The organism is Aquimarina rhabdastrellae (assembly GCA_947387485.1).
Lineage (GTDB): Bacteria > Bacteroidota > Bacteroidia > Flavobacteriales > Flavobacteriaceae > Aquimarina.
Genome location: CANDNT010000001.1, coordinates 885,963 through 907,137, shown reverse-complemented (window position 1 = coordinate 907,137; position 21,175 = coordinate 885,963). Strand labels below are relative to the sequence as shown.

Below are 21,175 nucleotides of genomic sequence, written 5' to 3'. Positions count from 1 at the left end.
AGTTATGAAAAATTTAGGAGTATTTTTGTTAGCGCTTTTGATGTTAGCTTGTAAAAGTGAAACAAATAAAAAAGAATTGACGATTAAATCGGGAACATGGAGAGCCGAGTTGGCTGTTATGGACGAAAAGAGTTTACCGTTTATTTTTACAGTAGATGAGCAAAAGAAAATAAAAATTTACAATGCAGAAGAAGAGATTTATGTAGATGAAGTAACTATTAGTAATGATTCAATTCGCATTTATATGCCAGTTTTTGAAGGGTATATTGTAGCAAAAATTCAGGATGATATGAATTTTTCGGGAAGTTTTATCAAAAAAAATGTAGGTAGAAATGTTCCTTTTAAAGCAGAGTATGGTGTAGATAAGCGATTTGTACTAAATAAAAAGGCAAAATTTAATATTACAGGAAACTGGGAAACAGTTTTTAGTAAAGACAGTGAAAAAGATAGATATATAGCCAAAGGGATATTTAAACAAGCAGGAGATAAAGTAACGGGGACTTTTAGAACAACTACAGGAGATTATCGTTATTTAGAAGGAGTTGTGGATGGTGATGAGTTAAAATTATCAACTTTTGATGGTGGTCATGCCTTTTTATTTACAGCCAAAGTTTCTGATAGTATCATAGATGGTTATTTCTATTCTGGAAACCATTGGAAAGAACCTTTTTCAGCAAAAAGAAATGATGCTTACGAATTGCCTTCGGCTAATAGTTTAACGTATTTAAAAGAAGGATTTAAAACGTTGAATTTTTCGTTTCCAGATGCAAGCGGAAAAAGAGTTTCTCTTTCTGATCCTCAATTTGAAAATAAAGTAAAAGTAATACAGATTATGGGAACTTGGTGTCCTAATTGTATGGATGAAACTAAGTATTATGTTGACTATTTTAGTAGAAATAAAGGAAAACCTTTCGAATTTGTTGCGTTAGCTTTTGAAAATGCAAAAACATCAGAAAAAGCATTTAAAGCCATCGATCGTTTAAAGAAGAAATTAAAAGTTGAATATCCTGTATTATTAGCTCAATATGGTTCTACCGACAAGGAAGAAGCACAGCAAAAATTACCAATGTTGAACCATATTATTTCATATCCTACATCTATTTTTATAGATAAAAAAGGTACAGTAAGAAAGATTCATACAGGATTTAATGGACCTGCTACAGGGAAAAAATATACAGAATTTAAAGAAGAGTTTGAAAGCTTTATGGAAGAGCTTATGGCTGAATAATAGGATATTTAACAAAAATAAAATAAGGGCAGTGTAGTCATCTACATTGCCCTTATTTTGTTAGTGATAGATTTTTTTAGGGCAAAGGACAATATAGATAGACTACAAATGAATACTGTAAAAGGTATTCTATAATTGCTAAAAAATATAAAACAGGGGAAACAGAATGAACTGGTGTTGTATAGCCATAGCAATTATTGGGTATATTATTATAATGTGTAGAAATGAAATCATTTCGATGGCAAATCTAATAGGATTAAAAGGAATGTAAGATGATGCAGATCACTTTGTGACGCAAGCTACATTACGATTTATACTTACTCACTTTAACTAAAGCAATTAATGTTAGTATGTTTCAAATTTAATTTGATTAAAAAACGAGTTTTATTTTAACATAGAATTAAGATAATGTTATAAGAAATTAAGAGAATATAAATGAAAAAGAAAACTTAATGAAGCTATCCTGATTTGTGATGATGTTTTTTTTGCGATAAGAGTGCATTAAACGTAGTTATTGAAAAAAAGAGACTCTAGTTTTTCTAGTATCTTAGCATCAAATCATAAAAATTACAATATTACACAATGAAAAAACTATTTGTACAATTAATACTAATATGCTGTATTAGTCTAGTTTCTCATGCACAGGTCACTACTTCAAACATGGAAGGAGTTGTATATGATGATGCCAATCAATTACTTCCTGGAGCAACAGTGAGAGCTGTTCATACCCCTACAGGAACTTCTTATGGAAGTGTTACAAATTTTGACGGACGATTTAACCTAATTAATCTTAGAGTAGGAGGTCCATATCAATTGATTGTGAGTTATGTGGGATTTAAAACACAAACCATAAGCGATATCAATTTACAATTAGGACAAACATTTAATGCTACAATAGTATTAAAAGCAGATAGTAATGAACTAGATGAAGTAGTTATTACAACCAATAAAAACTCGGCTTTTAATAGTGAGCGTACAGGTGCAGAAACCAGTATTGGAAGTAGAGAATTAAAAGCATTACCTACAATTACACGATCGGCAGCAGATTTTTACAGATTAGAACCCACTGCGTCAAGTAATGGATCATTTGGAGGTCGTAATGATCAATTCAATAATTTTAGTTTAGACGGTTCTATTTTTAACAATCCGTTTGGGTTAGATGCTGCAACACCAGGAGGACAAACCAATGCACAACCAATTAGCTTGGATGCTATAGAGCAAATTCAGGTTTCACTAGCTCCTTATGATGTTACACAGGCTGGTTTTACAGGAGCTTCTGTAAATGCAGTAACAAAGAGTGGGACAAATAATTGGAAAGGAACTGTTTATGGATTTTATCGTAATCAAGACTTAACAGGAGATAAAGTAGGTAATGACGATATTATTGTGCCCGATTTGAATCAAGCGCAGTATGGAGTTAGTGTAGGAGGACCAATTATAAAAAATAAATTATTTGTCTTTGCTAATTTTGAACGAGATGATCGAGAAGATTTAGGATCAAATTTTTTGGCAGCTCGTTCAGGAGTGACAGGTACTAATGTATCTAGAGTTTTGGCTTCTGATTTAGACTTTGTCTCAGATCAATTAGCAAATTTAGGATATCAAACAGGACCTTATGAAGGGTACACGCATATTACAGAATCTTCTAAGGGTTTATTGAAATTAGATTGGAATATTAATGATAATCATCGATTAGCTTTAATTTATAATTTTTTGGATGCTTCAAGAGATTTACCGGCTAACCCAGAAGCAATAGGACGTAGAGGACCAGATTTAACTACATTACAATTTAGAAATTCTGGATATAGAATAAACAATAAAATCAATTCGTTCTTAGTTGAATTGAACTCTAATTTTAGAAGTAATATCACTAATAAATTACAAATAGGATATACTAAGTTTAAAGATAGTAGAGATCCATTTTCTGCTCCTGCACCACCAATAAATATTCAGCAAAATGGAGTGCGTTATATTGTTGCTGGGCACGAACCATTTTCTATAAACAACAAACTTGATCAAGATGTATATCAAATAACGAATAACTTAAACATAGTTTCAGGAAATCACACTATTACTTTAGGTGGATCTTTTGAGCGATTCGAATTTGATAATTCATTTAATTTAGGGGTATACGATTTTGGTGGAGATGATACACAAGGCTTAGGACCAATAAGTACCTTTTTTGATGTTTTTGATAGTGTGAGAAGAGATGCAACAAATCCTACAGGAAACAGTTTTGAAGAAGCTATTGATAATGGTACGATAGCGGCAGCATTATTGAATGCACAACAAGTTTTTGATCAAAATAATGCAAATAATTCATGGGCACTAGCAGAGACTAATGTAGGGCAGTTAGCTTTTTATGCACAAGATAAATGGAGAATGCATGATAGGTTTACATTGACATATGGATTAAGAATAGATCAACCATTATATTTTGATACAGAGACAAAAATTAGAGAAAATATAGAAAGAGCAGCAGGTGGAACATTTCCAGACGGGAATTATCAACCAGAGATTGCCTATTATGACGAAAATGGAAATGAAACACAACTCAATAGCTTAGATTTACCTACACGTAAATTATTAGTATCACCACGTTTAGGATTTAATTGGGATGTAAAAGGAGATAAAACGTTTCAAGTGCGTGGAGGAACAGGAATTTTTACTGGACGATTACCTTTTGTTTGGATAGGAAACCAAGTAGCTAATCCTAATTTTTTCTTTTATACAACTACAGCACCAGATTTTGAATTTCCTCAAGTATGGAGAAACAGCCTAGGTATAGATTATAAATTCAAAAATGGATATGCAATATCAACAGATGTGATTTATACAGAAGATATTAATTCCCAGATGGTCCGTAATTATGGATTACGCACGCCTAGTGGACAACTAGAAGGAGTAGATGATCGACCTATTTATTTAGATACAGATAGGGCAGTAAACGAGTTTGGGGGAACGACAAATGCGTATGTATTTACTAATACAGATATAGGATATTCATTTAATTGGTCTGTAAAATTACAAAAGCGATTTAATAATGGATTGTATGCGAGTATAGCTTATAATTTCTTAGAAGCAGAAGATGCTAGTTCGCTAGATGCAGAAATCTCTAGTGATGCTTATGAACGTAATCCTGCATTAGGTAATGTAAATCAAGCGGTGAGTACAACTTCTAGATATGGTGATAAACATCGTATTGTAGGGCAATTAAACAAAATTTTTCATTATGGTAAACGTAAACAATGGAAAACCTCATTAGGTGCTTTTTATGAATACGCTCAAGGCGGAAGATTTAACTATATATATTCTGGAGATATTAATAATGATGGTTCAAGTCTTAATGATTTATTATACATACCTACACAAGAAGAACTAGTTACATATAACTTTACTGGATCAGGAGCAGAACAAGAGGCACAACGTGCAGCTTTTGAAGCATTTATAGAACAAGATGATTATTTAAGAGATCGTAGAGGTAACTATGCCGAAAAATATGCTATCCTAAGTCCATGGAGAGGGCGTTGGGATGTTAAACTTACTCAAGATTATAATTTTAATGTATCTGCAAATAGAACAAATACAATACAATTGAGTATAGATATTTTAAACTTCGGGAATCTTTTAAACTCAGATTGGGGAGTGATAGAAAGACCTGTAAATGATCAAATTTTGGGAGTTTCTGTAGATGATAATAATGTGCCTACCTATACTTTTGATGTATCTCAACGTAAGACTTTTGCAAATGATTTTAGTTTAGATTCTAGATGGCAAGCACAAGTAGGATTACGATATATTTTCTAAAATTAAGGTTTATATAAATGAAGAAAAGGTGAACCGATTTTTAGGTTCATCTTTTTTTATAGATAAAATGAATTTATAAAGCGGATTATACGTATTTTTGCACGCAATTTTGACGATAAGATCAGTATGAAATACCAAAGACTTACAAAAGAACAATTGGAAGAAATGCATCAAGAGTTTATTAACTTTTTGGCAACTCAATCTATTACAGGAAAAGAGTGGGAGGATATCAAAAAGAATAAACCAGAGGTTGCAGAAGAAGAAATAGATGTTTTTAGTGATTTAGTATGGGAAGGCGTTTTAAATAAAGTTGTTTATTTAGAGCATTTCTCAAAACAACAAATACATTTATTTCACTTAGGAGAGGAAAAAATGAGACTAATTGCTATACGAGTAAGTAAAGAAGATATAGATGTAACAACTCAAGGAGGATATGATTGGTTACGTAATAATTTACTAGATGATAGTGTTGAGTTTTTTAATGCCAATAAAGAATATAATGAAGATAAAAATGCAGATAAATTTGCATTAATTAGAGAAGGCGCTCAAATTACAAAAGGTGAATTATATCAATATTTTGAAAAATTAATGGCTAATAAAAAGGCTTAAAAAAAAGCTGCTATTGCAGCAGCTTTTTATATTTCTTTGGTTTCGGCATTAGGAGCATTTTCTTTTACAGAACGTATTCCATTTTCCATTCCTGATTCAGAAGCATACATTTGACTACTTCCTATAACTTGACCATTAGTAGCTTTTAAATTGAAATAAAACTTACCATTAGTAGCTGTTTTACGTTCGTAGCGAACATCATCTTCACAGTTTTTTTGTACAGAAGCAATCCCATTTTTAGCGGCAGCTTTACTATTATATACTTCGCTAGATAAAATTACTTGACCATTTTTAGCCTTAAGTGTAAAATGAAATTTTTCTCCTTCTTTATTTTTTAGTTCAAACATGATTCTCTTTTTTGTTTAAGTATAGTTAAAAATATACATAATTCTAAAAAAATAATAGAGAAGAGAAGAGATTTTTGATTAGAACGGTAACTTTTGTAAGATTTTAAGCATAAAAAAGTGGTAATTTTTGATTACCACTATAGAATTGCACATAATAAAATGATACAATAATGAACTTATTTAAACATATCCAATCCAGGGATATTAGGCATACCATCTTTTGCAGCAGCAGCAAGTTCTGACTCATTAATTTGAGTAGCCTTAGCAATAGCTTTGTTAAGTGTAAGAATTAAATAATCCTCAAGTTGCTCTTTATCTTCAAGAAGTTCATCTGCAATACTTAAAGATTTGATTTCTCTATTTGCAGTAACAGTAACTTTTAATAAATTATCAGAGCTGTTTTCGTCAATTAAAACAGTGTTCAAGCGTTTTTTTGTATCCTCTACTTTTTGTTGAGCTTCTTTGAGTTTCCCCATCATACCCATCATGTCTCCAAACATTTGATATAAGATTTTAGATATTATTGATTACAAAATTACTATTTTGGTAAGTAATAAACTATAGTATTATTATGAAAAGTTTTAGTTTTATCTATATATTATCTTTTATTTTTGCCGTTTCGTGCAATACTAATTCAAAAACAAAAGACAAACCATTGAATACAGAAACACAAATTCCTACAGCAGTAAAAAAGCCTAAACAATTAGAAAAGCACGGAGATGTGCGTGTAGATAATTATTTTTGGTTAAACCAAAGAGAAGATGAAGAGGTTTTAAATTACCTAAGAGAAGAGAATGAGTACAATGATAGAATGACAGCTCATACTAAGGATTTTCAAAAAAGTCTTTTTGAAGAAATGAAATCACGAATCAAAGAAGATGATGCTTCTGTACCTTATAAGTATAATGGATATTGGTATATCACACGATTTGAAAAAGGGAAAGATTATCCTATATATTCTAGAAAGAAAGAAACATTAGAGGCAGAAGAAGAAATTTTATTTGACTGTAATGAAGAAGCAAAAGGATACGAATATTTTAAACTTACAGGTCTTAACATAAGCCCAGACAATACTTTGGCAGCTTATGGAGTAGATACTGTAAGTAGAAGACAATATACCATAAGAATTAAGAATTTAGTTACAGGAGAGATTTATCCAGAAACTATAGAAAATGCAACGGGATCGAGTACATGGGCTGCAGATGGAAAAACATTATTCTATACCCGTAAAGATGCAGAAACTTTAAGATCTGATAAAATTTATAGACATACAATTGGAACTCCTGTTACACAAGATGTTTTAGTATTTCATGAAGAAGACGATACCTTCAATACATTTGTATATAAAACAAAATCAAGAAAATATTTAGTAATAGGTTCAAGTAGTACATTAACGTCTGAGTATAGAATATTAAAAGCAGATAATCCTACAGGAACATTTGAAATATTTCAAGAAAGAACAAGAGGGTTAGAATATGGTATAGCACATTATGAAGACAACTTCTATATCTTAACAAATGCAGATGGAGCTACTAATTTTAAGCTAATGAAAACGGCAGAAAATAAAACTGCCAAAGAAAATTGGAAAGACTTAATACCTCACAGAGAAGATGTTTTATTAGAAGATATAGATATTTTTAAAGAGTATTTAGTCATAAGCGAACGTTCTAATGGTTTAAATAAAATCAATATCAAACGATGGGATGGTAAAGCAGATTACTATTTACCATTTGACAGTGAGACTTATACAGCATATGTAGGAACTAATCCAGATTTTGATTCCAAGATTTTAAGATATGGATACAATGCTTTAACTACGCCTAGTTCTGTTATTGATTTTGATATGGAGGCAAAAACTAAAGAAATCAAAAAGGAGCAAGAAGTTTTAGGAGGAAATTTTGATAAAGCAAACTATGTATCAGAAAGAATTTGGGCTACAGCAACAGATGGAACTCAAATTCCGATTTCGATAGTATATCGCAAAGGACTTAAAAAAGATGGTGCAAATCCAGTATTACAATATGGATATGGATCTTATGGAGTAACTATTGACCCTTATTTTTCTACATCTAGATTAAGCTTATTAGACAGAGGTTTTGTTTATGCAATAGCTCATATAAGAGGAAGTGAATATTTAGGGAGACAATGGTATGAAGATGGAAAACTATTAAAAAAGAAAAATACATTTACAGACTTTATTGACTGTTCAAAGTTTTTAATAGCCCAAGGATATACTACTCCAGAACATTTGTATGCAATGGGAGGATCTGCAGGAGGATTATTAATGGGGACTGTAATGAATATGGCACCAGAATTGTATAATGGTATAGTTGCAGGAGTACCTTTTGTTGATGTAGTAACAACAATGCTAGATGATAGCATTCCGTTAACTACAGGAGAGTATGATGAATGGGGAAATCCTAATGATAAAACATACTATGAATATATGAAATCATATTCACCATATGATAATGTAAAAGCGCAAGTTTATCCTAATATACTAATAACAACAGGATTGCATGACTCTCAAGTGCAATATTGGGAACCTGCAAAGTGGGTGGCTAAATTAAGAGAGTTAAAATTAGATGATCATAAACTACTTTTGCATACTAATATGGAAGCAGGGCATGGAGGAGCTTCAGGAAGATTTGAAGCGCTAAAAGAAGTAGCAGAAGAATATGCTTTTTTATTAGATCTAGAAGGGATTACTGAATAATTAAAAAAAATAATGTAAATTCGCAACGTTTTATAACTGTTTTTGGGTTCCCCAACCTATTAGCTCAAGGACAGATGAAAAACATAACCTTATGAGAGAACAGATAGAGGCTTATAATAATGTATTGGAGCTTATAGGTGATACACCACTTATAAAATTAAATAAAATTATAGAAGGCTTACCCGGTAATTACTACGCTAAAATTGAATCGTTTAACCCAGGGCATTCTACAAAAGATCGAATTGCACTGCATATCATAGAAGAAGCAGAACGTAAAGGAATACTTAAACCAGGAGATACTATCATTGAAACGACCAGTGGTAACACAGGATTTAGTATTGCTATGGTAAGCGTTATTAAAGGCTATGATTGTATTCTTGCAGTAAGTTCTAAATCATCAAAGGACAAAATCTCTATGCTTAAAAGTATGGGGGCTAAAGTTTATGTTTGCCCAGCACATGTAAGTGCAGATGATCCTAGATCGTATTATCAAGTAGCTAAACGATTACACGAAGAAATTAAAGGTTCTGTATATATCAATCAGTATTTTAATGAGTTAAATATGGATGCTCATTATAATTCTACAGGGCCAGAAATCTGGAAACAGACAAAAGGACAGCTTACACACTTTGTAGCTTGTAGTGGTACTGGAGGTACAATATCAGGTACAGCTAGATATTTAAAAGAACAAAATAAAGATATTAAAATATTAGGAATTGATGCTTTTGGATCTGTTCTTAAAAAATATCATGAAACAAGAGAGTTTGATTCTAATGAGATCTATCCATATCGTATAGAAGGATTAGGAAAAAACTTGATTCCTACAGCAACAGATTTTGATGTAATAGATAAGTTTGAAAAAGTTAGTGATGAGGAAAGTGCTCACACAGCTAGAGAATTAGCTAGAACAGAAGGTTTGTTTTTAGGATATACTAGTGGTGCAGCAATACAGGGGATAAAACAAATGGCAGCACAAGGAGAATTTGACGAAAACAGTAATGTAGTCGTGATACTTCCAGATCATGGATCAAGATACATGAGTAAGGTCTTTAGTGACGAATGGATGCTAGAACAAGGATTTGTAGATAGCAAAAACGAAATAGACGCAACTCGAGTACAATTCGTAAAATAATTAAAAGAAATACAATATGAAGGCATCTGATTTATAAAAAACAGATGCTTTCTTTTTATGAATAGGGAGAACATTTCAATATAATTATGTCATCCCATCATTTTTCTTTATTTTCGCAAACTTATTAAGATACAAATTTAAGATAGATGAGAGATTTATTTGATAAGATATACAAAGACAAAGGACCTTTAGGGAAATGGGCTGATCAAGCAGAAGGATATTTCGTGTTTCCTAAACTAGAAGGACCTATATCAAATAGAATGAAGTTTCAAGGAAGAGAAGTAATTACTTGGAGTATTAATGACTATCTAGGGTTAGCTAATAGAGAAGAAGTTAGAGAAGTTGATGCAGCTGCGGCAGCTACATACGGATCTGCTTATCCTATGGGGGCTCGAATGATGAGTGGTCATACTGACTTACACGAGCAATTACAGGATGAATTAGCCGAATTTGTACATAAAGAAGCTGCATATCTTTTAAATTTTGGATATCAAGGAATGGTATCTACTATAGATGCTTTAGTATCAAAAGATGATGTAATCGTTTATGATGTAGATGCTCATGCTTGTATTATTGATGGAGTACGTTTACACCAAGGAAAACGTTTTACATATAAGCATAATGATCTTGAAAGTATCGAAAAGAATTTGATGCGTGCTACAAAAATGGCAGAAAAAACTGGAGGAGGTATTTTATTGATCTCAGAAGGTGTTTTCGGTATGAGAGGTGAGCAAGGTAGATTAAAAGAAATAGCTGCTTTAAAAGAAAAATATAATTTTAGATTATTTGTAGATGATGCTCACGGTTTTGGTACTTTAGGTAAAACAGGAGCAGGAGCAGGAGAAGAGCAAGGAGTACAAGACAAAATTGATGTATATTTTGCAACTTTTGCAAAATCTATGGCAAGTACAGGAGCTTTTATCGCTGCAGATAAAGAAATCATTGATTATTTAAAATATAATTTACGTTCTCAAATGTTTGCTAAATCATTGCAAATGCAATTGGTTGTAGGAGCATTAAAACGTTTGGATATGATCCGTACAATGCCTGAGTTAAGAGAAAAACTATGGGAGAATGTAAGAGCTTTACAAAACGGATTAAAAGACAGAGGATTTGATCTTGGAACTACGCAGAGTTGTGTGACACCAGTATACCTTAAAGGTAGTATTCCTGAAGCTATGGCATTAGTAAAGGATTTAAGAGAAAACCATGGAGTATTCTGTTCGATAGTAGTATATCCAGTAATACCAAAAGGATTGATCTTATTAAGATTAATTCCTACAGCAACACATACTTTAAAAGATGTAGAAGAAACATTAGAAGCTTTCTCTGCAATTAGAGAACGTTTAGAAAATGGAACGTATAAGCGAATGTCTGCGGCTTTAACAGCAGCAATGGGAGAATAAATCTCATCATTATATAAATATCTTTTCAAGCCATCAATTTTACATTGATGGCTTTTTGTTGGCTTATAAATATGATATAATTTGATTATTAATATCTGTTTAATAATGTATAGTACATAATACATAACACTTTTTAAATAATAGGATAAAATTTTATTCTAAATAAATTAAGCCGCAATCTTTTGAGAATATGATAAAATAGACCACTTTTTACCTTTAACTATTGAATTTATTAACCGAAAACGTTTTAGTTTTTTTACGAATTAGGTTATTAAGATCAATTACGATAGATTTGATATTGATGATTAAGGATATAAAAAATATAGGAGTATTAACTTCTGGTGGAGATGCACCAGGAATGAATGCTGCAATTAGAGCAGTTGTAAGAGCATGTAGCTTTTATGAGCTTAAATGTTTTGGTATTTATAAAGGATACGAAGGATTGATCGGGAATGATATAGAAGAATTAAATGCAAGATCTGTTCGTAACATAATTAATAAAGGAGGAACATTTTTAAAATCAGCAAGATCTCAAGAGTTTCGTACAGAAGAGGGTAGAGCAAAAGCATATCAAAACCTTAAGAATGCAAATATAGATGCATTAATAGTTATAGGTGGAGACGGAAGCTTTACTGGAGCTACAAAACTCTATGCAGAATATAACTTTCCTGTAGTAGGTATTCCTGCAACTATAGATAATGATATTAATGGTACAGATTATACTATTGGATACGATACAGCATTAAACACTGTAGTGGATGCTATAGATAAAATAAGAGATACTGCAAGTTCACATAACCGTTTATTTTTGATAGAAGTAATGGGAAGAGATGCTGGTGATATTGCTTTAAATGCAGGAATCGGAGCAGGAGCAGAAGAGATCTTAATTCCAGAACAAAATTTAGGAGTAGAACGTTTACTAGAATCACTTAAAAGAAGTAAACAATCAGGAAAAACTTCGAGTATTATTGTTGTTGCAGAAGGTGATAAATCTGGAAAAAATATTTTTGAATTAGGTAGCTATGTCGAAGAGAACCTTAAAGATTATGAAGTAAGAGTTTCTGTTTTAGGGCATATTCAAAGAGGAGGAGCACCTAGTTGTTATGATCGTGTATTAGGTAGCAAACTTGGAGTAGGAGCAGTTGATGCTTTGCTTAAAGGAGAAAGTAATGTTATGATCGGAATTGTAAATAAAAAAATTACGTCAGTTGGTTTAGAAGTGGCACTGACAAAAGAAAGAGAGTTGGATCAAGACTTGATTCGAGTTTCGGATATAACTTCAATATAAATTTAGAAATACATTAAAATTAGGAATATGAGTACGTTAAAAATAGGTATTAACGGTTTTGGGAGAATAGGTAGAATCGCTTTTAGAATTGCTTCTAAAAGAGAAAATGTAGAAATAGTAGGGATCAATGATTTATTAGATGTAGAGCATTTAGCTTATTTATTAAAATATGATTCTGTTCACGGTAGGTTTGATGGAACTATAGCAGTAGAAAATGGAAACCTAGTTGTAAACGGAAAAACAATACGTGTAACTGCAGAGCGCAATCCAGAAGATTTAAAATGGGATGAAGTAGGAGCAGAAGTAGTTATGGATTGTACAGGAATTTTTACAACTTTAGGAACAGCAGATGCACACTTAAAAGCAGGAGCTAAGAAAGTAGTAATTTCTGCACCATCAAAAGATGCGCCGATGTTTGTAATGGGAGTAAACCATAAAGATGTTAAGCCTAGCGATACTATTGTTTCTAATGCTTCATGTACTACAAACTGTTTAGCACCATTAGCAAAAGTTATTGATGATAATTTAGGTATAGAAGAAGGATTAATGACAACAGTTCACGCTGCAACTGCAACTCAAGCAACTGTTGATACACCTTCAAAAAAGAACTATAGATTAGGACGTAGTGCAATGAATAATATCATTCCATCTACTACTGGAGCAGCTGTTGCTGTAACAAAAGTAATCCCTGAATTAAAAGGTAAATTAACAGGAATGGCTTTTAGAATTCCTACAGCAGATGTTTCTGTTGTTGATTTAACTGTAAAGACTAAAAAATCAGCTTCATACGAAGAAGTTAAAGCTTTAATGAAAAACGCTTCAGAAAATGAATTAAAAGGAGTTCTAGCTTATACAGAAGAAGCTGTAGTTTCTCAAGATTTTGTTGGTGAATCTCATACATCTGTATTTGATGCAAACGCAGGTATAGCACTTAATGAGAATTTCTTCAAGTTAGTAGCTTGGTATGATAATGAATTTGGATACTCAACCAAATTAGTAGATTTATCTACTCACGTAGGAAACTTATAATACGCTATACAAAGCCTCAAGGTTTGATTTAAATGTTGAGGCTTTCTCTTACTAACCTAAATACACAAAATCATGATTTTAATAAGCGATGGAGGTTCAACCAAATGTGATTGGATATTACTTGATCAAGCAGGTGAAATAGTATTTAAAACACGAACAGGAGGATTAAATCCAGCTGTTTTTGGAGAACAAATGCTTAGGGATCGTATTTCGCAAAACGAAGAATTAACAGCATACAAAGATAAAATTGAAACGATTCATTTTTATGGAGCTGGATGTGGAACAAAAAAACCAACTTTAGTACTAGAGAAAATTATAAAAGAATTTTTTTCTAATGCAAAAGAGGTTTCAGTAAGAGAAGATATGGTAGCGGCTGTATTTGCAGCAACTACAGAACCAGGAATCGTTTGTATTTTAGGTACTGGGTCGAATAGCTGTTATTATGATGGAAAAGAGATTCATATGGCAGTAGATTCTTTAGGATATATCTTAATGGATGAAGCTAGTGGGAACTATTTTGGAAAGCGTTTAATACGAGATTATTTCTATCATAGAATGCCTCAAGATGTAGCTGTAGAATTTGAGAAACGTTTTAATTTAAATTCAGACGTGATCAAAGAGAATTTATATAAAAAAGAGAATCCCAATACCTATCTAGCATCATTTGCAGAGTTTATATTTACCAGTGAACGTAATGGATATTTTTATAAAATTATAACCGAAGGAATGCAAGAGTTTATGGAAACTCGAGTATTATGCTTTCCTGAGGCACAAAATGTTCCTGTTCACTTTATTGGATCTATTGCACATTTTAGTGAAGATATTATAAAAGCGGCAGCATGGCCATACCATCTTTCTATCGGAAAAATTATAAGAAGACCAATAGACGGATTAATAGAATATTACCGTAATAAAATTTTAACCAAATAAAAACATTAAAAAAAGAGAGTTTTTTTGTTTAGTGTAAAGAGTCTTAGAGATTAACCATCCTAAGGCTTTTTATTTTTATAATAGATTTATTCATGATATTAGGATATAAAAAAAGCCACAGTAAAATACATTTTACTGTGGAAGTTTAGTGTAAAGGTCCTTACTATTTTTGTTGTTTAATATATTATAATTGTTATCCTTTAAATATAATTTTCTTTAAGCGATAGCCTTCTACTTTGATAAAATATTTTTTAGGATCTCTATAGTTTTGAATATAATCATCTATTTGTCCTTTATCTAGTAATCTTCCAGACATATTATATAGACTATAATTTAATCCTTGAGGTACGTCCTTAATGTTTTTTAATATTTTTTTGTCGGTATCTTGTTGACAAGTGTCATCGGCTAGAAATCGATTAAGAAAAGTAATTCTACCTTCTTCGTCACCTTCTAGGGTAACAGTAGCAGATTCATCTACATCTATAAATCCTGTACCAGTTAAGCTTCCTTGAATAATAAGACAAGCGTTACGTACTTTGACACGAGCTCCTTTTTCTATATGCATGCTCAGCGTTACAAAAATGACTCCTTCGTCTGTATTTTGATCTAAACCGTCAATGACAGTATCTTCAGTTACATAGATAAGTTTACTAGAAACATCAACTTTGATATTTGCAACAAGTATGTTAGTTAAAAGTAATGTGAGGAAAAATAATTTTAATTTCATAATCTCCAGTTTTTAGGGTTAAACTGTTTTGTAAGATTATACTTACTCAAGTATGGTTTGTTTTATCGGTGTGGGTTTTAATATCATAGACAAGATACAAAAAGATTCTTAAAATTTTAAGAATAATAAAAATGATTTTAATCATTTATGGTGAAAAAGATGCATTTAATGAATGAAATACCCTGTGTTTTCAAGGGATTGATAACTTTTGTTTTTTTTTAACAAATGCAGTAATTTGAGAACAAAAATGTTTTAGAATAACTTACTATAAAGTAAAAGACTAGTATTTTTATCTATTACATTTGTATAATAATAGGTATTAAAAAGAATATGGTACTAAAAAAGCTATCTGAAAAAGGACTAATATGGTGTCAAAAATTGAGTATGTGGTTTAAACTATTACTCAATGAACTAGCCTATAATTTAATTAGTGTATTATTTGTGGTAATGATATATGTAACACTATGGCATTTTCCACAAACAATGGATTTATTATTGATCTTGAATCAAGCAGATGCTTTTTTATTAGAAGTACCTTTATATTTTAGTTTATTAACTATAGCTGCTTTTTTAATATGGAATACTCCTAAGTATTTTTACTTTCATAATTATAAAGAGATCAGTGCCAAAAATGTAATAGGATTTATCCCTAATCAGCATTATCGTTTTCAAAATATAGGCTTAAAATATTCGTATGATTTAAAAATACATTTAAGAAAAGTTATACCACGTATATTAGCTACTTTATTATTACTTATCTCTGCATTAGGTATTTTGCAGGGAATGAAACTTTTTGAATTAGAGAACATTTATACAGAATACCTTAATCCTAATAAAGTTTTATTAGGATGTATTGCTTTTTTATTGATATTGACAGAACCAGGATTGTATGTGAAATTCAAGAAGAAGCTCAATAAGATGCCACATACGGATCTTATTATACTCTCAGTGTTACTAGGCTTACTATTATTTATTGTATCATTAGGAACATTAAATACACAAGCAGAAAAAGATTTAGGAAATTTATTTTTGTCAAATTCAGCTTTGGCATTAACCTTTTTTACATTAGCCTTTAACAGTAGAAAAGTATTAAATTCGTTATCAGAAAAATGGTTTTATGGATTAATCATTTCTTCGGGTATTATTATTTTCTTTATTTATGTAGTGTTAAATTTAGCTCCCAATTTAGCTAGTTCTTTTAATCCGTTATCGATTATTTTAATTGTATTTATAAGTCTTTATATGGTTGCCTTTTTCCTGATTTTACTAGGAAAGAAAATTAAAATACCTTTATTGACTATAGTAGCTATAACATGCCTTTTTTTAGGAAGGTTTTTTTCTACAAGTTCATCATTTATTCATTATCAATTACCATTATTAGAAAGTAAAGTCGAACGACCTTTGATAGAAGATTATCTACATACATGGATAGAAGAAAGAGAAGAAAAGATAAAAAATCATAAAGGACAGTTTCCAGTAGTATTAGTTTCTGCTCAAGGTGGAGGGTCTAGAGCAGGATTATGGTCTTTTTTGGTACATAGTTATTTATATGAAACTACAAAAGGAGCCTATTTTGAAGATCATTTACTGTCGCTTACAGGAGCTTCTGGAGGAAGTGTAGGAAATGCTATGTTTTTTGCAGAAGTACAAACAGCTAAGAATGAAAATAGAACAGCAAAATTATCGTTCGACAATAAAGAAAGTATAAATCATCACGAATTAAAGTATAAAGCAAGTGAAATTTATAAGCACAATTTTTTATCTACATCACTATTAGCGTTACTAGGGAGAGATTTATTTAAAAATATTACGAATATTTCTAGTTTTAATGATCGAGGGAGATTATTAGAAGAACAATGGAATAGAGCACATAAAGAATATTTTTCGTGTAAAGGGTGTACACAAGGATTGCTAGAGAAAGAATATTTGGGCTTTTACAAAAAAGAAATAGATAAAATTAACAATGCTACTATAGATAAAAACATATCTCCTTTATTATTAATTAATACTACACATACACAAACAGGGAGTTATAATGTTATTAGCCCAGTAAAATATGATCATGTTAATACCTTTGCAGGAGTGACAGATTTTATTTCTCATATACAAGAAAGCCATAATAATAAATCTATAGCGTTATCAACAGCAATGCGTATCAATGCTAGTTTTCCATTTGTAACTCCAGTAGGAGAAATAGATAAAATTAATAGTAAAGGTAGAATAGATACTGATCAGTATGCAGATGCAGGATATTATGATAATGTAGGAGGAAGAGTTTCTTTAAGTGTGGCAAACGTTTTTAATAGAATAATTAATGAATCGTATCTAGCACTTAAAGGAAAGATAAAAATTGTTAACCTTTTAATTACTAATGATGAAGGAGAACGAATATCTAAAACAGAAACACAATTAGGAGCACCGCTAGCTACACTATCTAATGTGAGATATGGACATACAAAAGAAGTTATTAATAGGTTAGGAAATGAATACGAGATAGCACTTAAAGAAACAGCAATTAACCCATATCATAAAATCAATAAAAGTGAGTTAAAAACTAAAAAAGATTCATTGATTAAGCCTATATTGCCTTTAGGAAGATACTTGTCAACAATCGCAATTAGATCAATGGAAGCTCGCTTAGAGAAAGTTAGTCCGCAACTGGATGCGATTTTTGAATAAAAAAATGACAGTTGTCGTTAAATTTTGTATATTTGTCATTATGTAATATTTAATTAGATACTTTGAGTAATGACAGCTGTTACACCCTTAGGCTTTGATGCTAGTAATAATAAAGGAATTCTTAGATATTTAGATATAGATACACCTTTACAGAATATATATGATTTTATAGAATTATCACGTCATGGAATCACTAAGAAAACCTTATTACACTTGGCCAAAACAATTGATTTTGATATAAAAGAATTGGCTATGGTACTACATATTTCAGAACGTACAATACAGAGATATGAATTAAATAAAGTATTAAATATAGAGACAAGTTCTAAGGCAATTCAATTGGCAAAACTTTATGCAAAAGGAGAAAATGTATTTGGAGATTTAGATAGATTCAAAAAATGGATGGAATATCCTAGCGTAGCGTTGGCAAGTAAAAGACCTAAAGATTTATTAGATACTACATTTGGGTTTCAATTATTAAATGAAGAACTCATACGTATAGAACATGGAATTTTTGCATAATGCAATTATATAGAATAGCAAAAGATACATTTATAAAGGATTTAACAGGTATAGGAGCAAAAACTGTTGGCGGACGATGGAATCGTAAAGGGACAGCAATATTATATACCAGTACTACGGTTGCATTATCTACTCTAGAGGTATTGGCACATTTACCTCCTGCCTATTTTCCAGATGATATGGCTATGGCGATATTAGAAATTCCAGACAAAGAAGTTTCTGTTTTAGATACAAGCTTATTACCTAAAGAATGGAATCAAATACCACCACCAACTACATTACATGAAATTACAGAGGATTGGATAGAAAATAATAATTCTTTGGGCTTAGTTGTACCAAGTATTATTGTACCTAGAGAACAAAATGTATTAATTAATCCACTTCATCCTAACTTTAATAAATTAAAACTTAAAGAAATTGAAGCATATAGCTTTGACTCAAGATTATTAAAATAATAGTAATAGCGCAAAATTTAATATGTAGAATGTTAATTTTTCAGCTTTTTACAGGTTGAAAATGAAAAAATATGAGAATATTTTGCTAATCTGTGTAACAAATTCTTTATTTGAGTCGTCAAATAGACTATCAAACTAATCTTAATTTATAACAATGAGTTTTTATACAAAAAAGTTATCAATCGTTGCTGTTTGTGCATTGGCTTTTGTAGCTTGTAAAAATGAAGCTAAAAAAGAAGATGCTGCTCAAGAAGGAGAGACAGTAGCTGAAGTAAAAAAGATTCCTGGTATCGTATTAGAAAATATGGATACCACTGTGAGTCCTAAAAATGATTTTTACAATTACGTTAACGGTAATTGGATGAAGAATACAGAAATCCCTGAAGATAGAACTAGATGGGGTGGATTTGGAGTATTACGTAAGCAAACAGATGACGATGTTTTAGCTATTTTGGATAAAGCAAAAGCTAGTGGAAAATATGCTGAAGGAACTGATCAATCGAAAGCTTTGATGATCTTTGAATCTATTTTGGATACGGTTTCAAGAAATAAAGCAGGAATAGCACCATTAAAACCTGTTTTAGAAAAAATTGCAGCGGTAAAAAATCTAGCAGAACTTCAAGATTTATTAGCAACTGATGCAGCTGCATCTGCTCCATTTGCAGGAATTTCATCATTTGCAGATTTAAATGATAGTAGTATCAATGCAGCTTATGTAGGTGCAGGAGGATTAGGATTACCTGATCGTGATTACTACTTAGACCAAGATGATAAGTCTAAAGAAATTAGAGGACAGTATGTAGATCACATCACAAGAATGCTACAGTTCATAGGAGATACAGAAGCTGACGCTCGTAAAAGTGCAGAAACAATTTTGGCTATAGAAACTAAATTAGCAGAGCCAAGATTGGATAAAGTACAGCGTAGAGATACTCGTAATATGAATAATCCTAGATCACTAGAGGAATTATCAAAAATGACTCCAGCGATTAACTGGGGAAAATTTATAAAAGATATAGGAGTAGAAAAGCAATTAGATACACTTATTGTAACACAACCAAAATATATGGTAGCGTTACAAAAGGTATTAACAGAAACTTCTATTGATGATATAAAAACTTTAGTACGTTGGTCAACTTTAAATAGTGCAGCGAGTATTTTATCTTCAGAGTTAGATACAGCAAACTGGGATTTTTATAGTAAAACTTTAAATGGAGCTTTAGCACAAAGACCATTAAGAGAGCGTGCATTAGCAACAGTAAATGGATCTGTAGGAGAAGCTATCGGACAATTATATGTTGACGAGAAGTTCCCACCAGAAGCAAAAGCTAAAGCAGAGAAAATGATCGGTAATGTGATCAAAGCTTATCAAAAGCGCATAGAGTCTTTAGAGTGGATGAGTGCTGAAACTAAGACGAAAGCTATCGAAAAACTAGATAAGTTTACAGTTAAAATTGGATACCCAGATAAATGGGAAGATTATTCTGGATTAGCTATTAAGAAAGGAAACTCTTATTTTGACAATACAGTTGCTATCTCTAGATGGAGTTACAAGAAAAACTTAAAAGAAATAGGAGAGCCAGTAGATAAGTCAAAATGGGGAATGTCTCCTCAAACGGTTAATGCATATTTTAATCCATTATTTAACGAAATCGTATTCCCAGCAGCGATTTTACAACCACCTTTCTATAACTATACAGCAGATGAAGCTGTTAATTATGGAGGAATTGGAGCTGTAATTGGACATGAAATTTCTCATGCTTTTGATGATTCTGGAGCACGTTTTGATGCTAATGGAAATCTTAAGAACTGGTGGACAGAAGATGATTTAAATAAATTTACTGAAAGAGGAAATGCTTTAGCAGAACAATATAGTGCTATCGAAGTATTAGATAGTGTATACATCAACGGTAAATTTACATTAGGTGAAAATATTGGAGATTTAGGTGGTGTATTAGGAGCATATGATGGTTTACAAATGCATTATGCAGAAAATGGACAACCAGAAAAGATTGACGGATTCACAGGAGAGCAACGTTTCTTTATGTCTTGGACTACAGTTTGGAGAACTAAGATTAGAGATAATGCATTAAGAACGCAAATTAAAACTGATCCTCACTCTCCAGGAGATGTAAGAGCAATCCAACCATTATTAAATGTTGATGCTTTCTATAAAGCGTTTGATATTAAAGAAGGAGATAAAATGTATTTAGCTCCAGAAAAGAGAGTAAGAATTTGGTAATTTATCCAGATTCATAAATAAAATCAAAAGGGATTTCTATAAAAAGAAATCCCTTTTT

At 31.3% G+C, this 21,175-nt stretch carries 16 protein-coding genes; 13 read left to right on the top strand and 3 right to left on the bottom strand.

Annotated features, from left to right (window positions below; all coding sequences use genetic code 11):
* Positions 1-4: 4 nt before the first annotated feature.
* The 3 genes from ACYEKI_RS03605 to ACYEKI_RS03595 all read left to right on the top strand — a co-directional run bounded on the left by ACYEKI_RS03605 (position 5) and on the right by ACYEKI_RS03595 (position 5,644).
* Complete coding sequence (locus ACYEKI_RS03605; protein ID WP_459209795.1) at positions 5-1,228, top strand: peroxiredoxin family protein; 1,224 nt, start codon at positions 5-7, stop codon at positions 1,226-1,228.
* 582 nt (positions 1,229-1,810) lie between these two features.
* Positions 1,811-5,035, top strand: coding sequence for a TonB-dependent receptor (locus ACYEKI_RS03600; RefSeq protein ID WP_459209794.1), 3,225 nt, complete (start codon positions 1,811-1,813; stop codon positions 5,033-5,035).
* Between the two features lie 126 nt (positions 5,036-5,161).
* Entirely contained in the window at positions 5,162-5,644 is a 483-nt protein-coding gene (locus tag ACYEKI_RS03595; protein ID WP_459209793.1) for a DUF6495 family protein, read from the top strand.
* A gap of 26 nt (positions 5,645-5,670) precedes the next feature.
* Here the strand turns inward: ACYEKI_RS03595 and ACYEKI_RS03590 are convergent, their stop codons facing one another.
* Together ACYEKI_RS03590 and ACYEKI_RS03585 are read right to left on the bottom strand one after the other, a co-directional pair.
* Complete coding sequence (locus ACYEKI_RS03590; protein ID WP_459209792.1) at positions 5,671-5,991, bottom strand: YegP family protein; 321 nt, start codon at positions 5,989-5,991, stop codon at positions 5,671-5,673.
* Positions 5,992-6,167: 176 nt separating this feature from the next.
* Positions 6,168-6,491, bottom strand: a complete 324-nt coding sequence (locus ACYEKI_RS03585) for a YbaB/EbfC family nucleoid-associated protein (RefSeq protein WP_459209791.1) — start codon at positions 6,489-6,491, stop codon at positions 6,168-6,170.
* Positions 6,492-6,562: 71 nt separating this feature from the next.
* On the opposite strand from ACYEKI_RS03585, the gene ACYEKI_RS03580 reads away from it, so the two are divergent.
* From ACYEKI_RS03580 to ACYEKI_RS03555, 6 genes are all read left to right on the top strand, one after another.
* Complete coding sequence (locus tag ACYEKI_RS03580) at positions 6,563-8,707, top strand: S9 family peptidase (RefSeq protein ID WP_459209790.1); 2,145 nt, start codon at positions 6,563-6,565, stop codon at positions 8,705-8,707.
* Between the two features lie 91 nt (positions 8,708-8,798).
* Complete coding sequence (locus tag ACYEKI_RS03575) at positions 8,799-9,839, top strand: PLP-dependent cysteine synthase family protein (RefSeq protein WP_459209789.1); 1,041 nt, start codon at positions 8,799-8,801, stop codon at positions 9,837-9,839.
* 146 nt (positions 9,840-9,985) lie between these two features.
* Positions 9,986-11,245: an aminotransferase class I/II-fold pyridoxal phosphate-dependent enzyme gene (locus ACYEKI_RS03570; protein WP_459209788.1), complete on the top strand. Its 1,260-nt coding sequence runs from the start codon at positions 9,986-9,988 to the stop codon at positions 11,243-11,245.
* Between the two features lie 301 nt (positions 11,246-11,546).
* Positions 11,547-12,533: a 6-phosphofructokinase gene (pfkA, locus tag ACYEKI_RS03565; protein ID WP_459209787.1), complete on the top strand. Its 987-nt coding sequence runs from the start codon at positions 11,547-11,549 to the stop codon at positions 12,531-12,533.
* Positions 12,534-12,560: 27 nt separating this feature from the next.
* Positions 12,561-13,562, top strand: a complete 1,002-nt coding sequence (gap, locus tag ACYEKI_RS03560; RefSeq protein ID WP_459209786.1) for a type I glyceraldehyde-3-phosphate dehydrogenase — start codon at positions 12,561-12,563, stop codon at positions 13,560-13,562.
* A 72-nt stretch (positions 13,563-13,634) separates the two neighbouring features.
* Positions 13,635-14,492, top strand: coding sequence for a BadF/BadG/BcrA/BcrD ATPase family protein (locus ACYEKI_RS03555; protein ID WP_459209785.1), 858 nt, complete (start codon positions 13,635-13,637; stop codon positions 14,490-14,492).
* Between the two features lie 193 nt (positions 14,493-14,685).
* Here ACYEKI_RS03555 and ACYEKI_RS03550 read toward each other — a convergent pair whose 3' ends face one another.
* Positions 14,686-15,219: a hypothetical protein gene (locus ACYEKI_RS03550; RefSeq protein WP_459209784.1), complete on the bottom strand. Its 534-nt coding sequence runs from the start codon at positions 15,217-15,219 to the stop codon at positions 14,686-14,688.
* 384 nt (positions 15,220-15,603) lie between these two features.
* Between ACYEKI_RS03550 and ACYEKI_RS03545 the strand changes: the two genes are divergently transcribed.
* From ACYEKI_RS03545 to ACYEKI_RS03530, 4 genes are all read left to right on the top strand, one after another.
* Positions 15,604-17,898 (top strand): hypothetical protein, encoded by a 2,295-nt coding sequence (locus tag ACYEKI_RS03545; protein WP_459209783.1) that lies wholly within the window; start codon positions 15,604-15,606, stop codon positions 17,896-17,898.
* A 69-nt stretch (positions 17,899-17,967) separates the two neighbouring features.
* Complete coding sequence (gene parS / locus ACYEKI_RS03540) at positions 17,968-18,420, top strand: type II RES/Xre toxin-antitoxin system antitoxin (RefSeq protein ID WP_459209782.1); 453 nt, start codon at positions 17,968-17,970, stop codon at positions 18,418-18,420.
* Positions 18,420-18,875 carry an RES family NAD+ phosphorylase gene (locus ACYEKI_RS03535; protein ID WP_459209781.1) on the top strand — a complete coding sequence of 152 codons (456 nt, stop codon included), beginning with the start codon at positions 18,420-18,422 and terminating at the stop codon, positions 18,873-18,875. Before parS ends, ACYEKI_RS03535 begins: the two co-directional genes overlap by 1 nt.
* Positions 18,876-19,029: 154 nt before the next feature.
* A complete protein-coding gene (locus tag ACYEKI_RS03530; RefSeq protein ID WP_459209780.1) occupies positions 19,030-21,117 on the top strand; it encodes a M13 family metallopeptidase in 2,088 nt (695 codons plus the stop codon).
* Positions 21,118-21,175: the final 58 nt, after the last annotated feature.

Bases quoted from the DNA above. Each gene is read 5' to 3' on its own strand.
- ACYEKI_RS03605 (WP_459209795.1), top strand. From the start codon at position 5: ATGAAAAATTTAGGAGTATTTTTGTTAGCGCTTTTGATGTTAGCTTGT.
- ACYEKI_RS03600 (WP_459209794.1), top strand. From the start codon at position 1,811: ATGAAAAAACTATTTGTACAATTAATACTAATATGCTGTATTAGTCTA.
- ACYEKI_RS03595 (WP_459209793.1), top strand. From the start codon at position 5,162: ATGAAATACCAAAGACTTACAAAAGAACAATTGGAAGAAATGCATCAA.
- ACYEKI_RS03590 (WP_459209792.1), bottom strand. From the start codon at position 5,991: ATGTTTGAACTAAAAAATAAAGAAGGAGAAAAATTTCATTTTACACTT.
- ACYEKI_RS03585 (WP_459209791.1), bottom strand. From the start codon at position 6,491: ATGTTTGGAGACATGATGGGTATGATGGGGAAACTCAAAGAAGCTCAA.
- ACYEKI_RS03580 (WP_459209790.1), top strand. From the start codon at position 6,563: ATGAAAAGTTTTAGTTTTATCTATATATTATCTTTTATTTTTGCCGTT.
- ACYEKI_RS03575 (WP_459209789.1), top strand. From the start codon at position 8,799: ATGAGAGAACAGATAGAGGCTTATAATAATGTATTGGAGCTTATAGGT.
- ACYEKI_RS03570 (WP_459209788.1), top strand. From the start codon at position 9,986: ATGAGAGATTTATTTGATAAGATATACAAAGACAAAGGACCTTTAGGG.
- pfkA (WP_459209787.1), top strand. From the start codon at position 11,547: ATGATTAAGGATATAAAAAATATAGGAGTATTAACTTCTGGTGGAGAT.
- gap (WP_459209786.1), top strand. From the start codon at position 12,561: ATGAGTACGTTAAAAATAGGTATTAACGGTTTTGGGAGAATAGGTAGA.
- ACYEKI_RS03555 (WP_459209785.1), top strand. From the start codon at position 13,635: ATGATTTTAATAAGCGATGGAGGTTCAACCAAATGTGATTGGATATTA.
- ACYEKI_RS03550 (WP_459209784.1), bottom strand. From the start codon at position 15,219: ATGAAATTAAAATTATTTTTCCTCACATTACTTTTAACTAACATACTT.
- ACYEKI_RS03545 (WP_459209783.1), top strand. From the start codon at position 15,604: ATGTGGTTTAAACTATTACTCAATGAACTAGCCTATAATTTAATTAGT.
- parS (WP_459209782.1), top strand. From the start codon at position 17,968: ATGACAGCTGTTACACCCTTAGGCTTTGATGCTAGTAATAATAAAGGA.
- ACYEKI_RS03535 (WP_459209781.1), top strand. From the start codon at position 18,420: ATGCAATTATATAGAATAGCAAAAGATACATTTATAAAGGATTTAACA.
- ACYEKI_RS03530 (WP_459209780.1), top strand. From the start codon at position 19,030: ATGAGTTTTTATACAAAAAAGTTATCAATCGTTGCTGTTTGTGCATTG.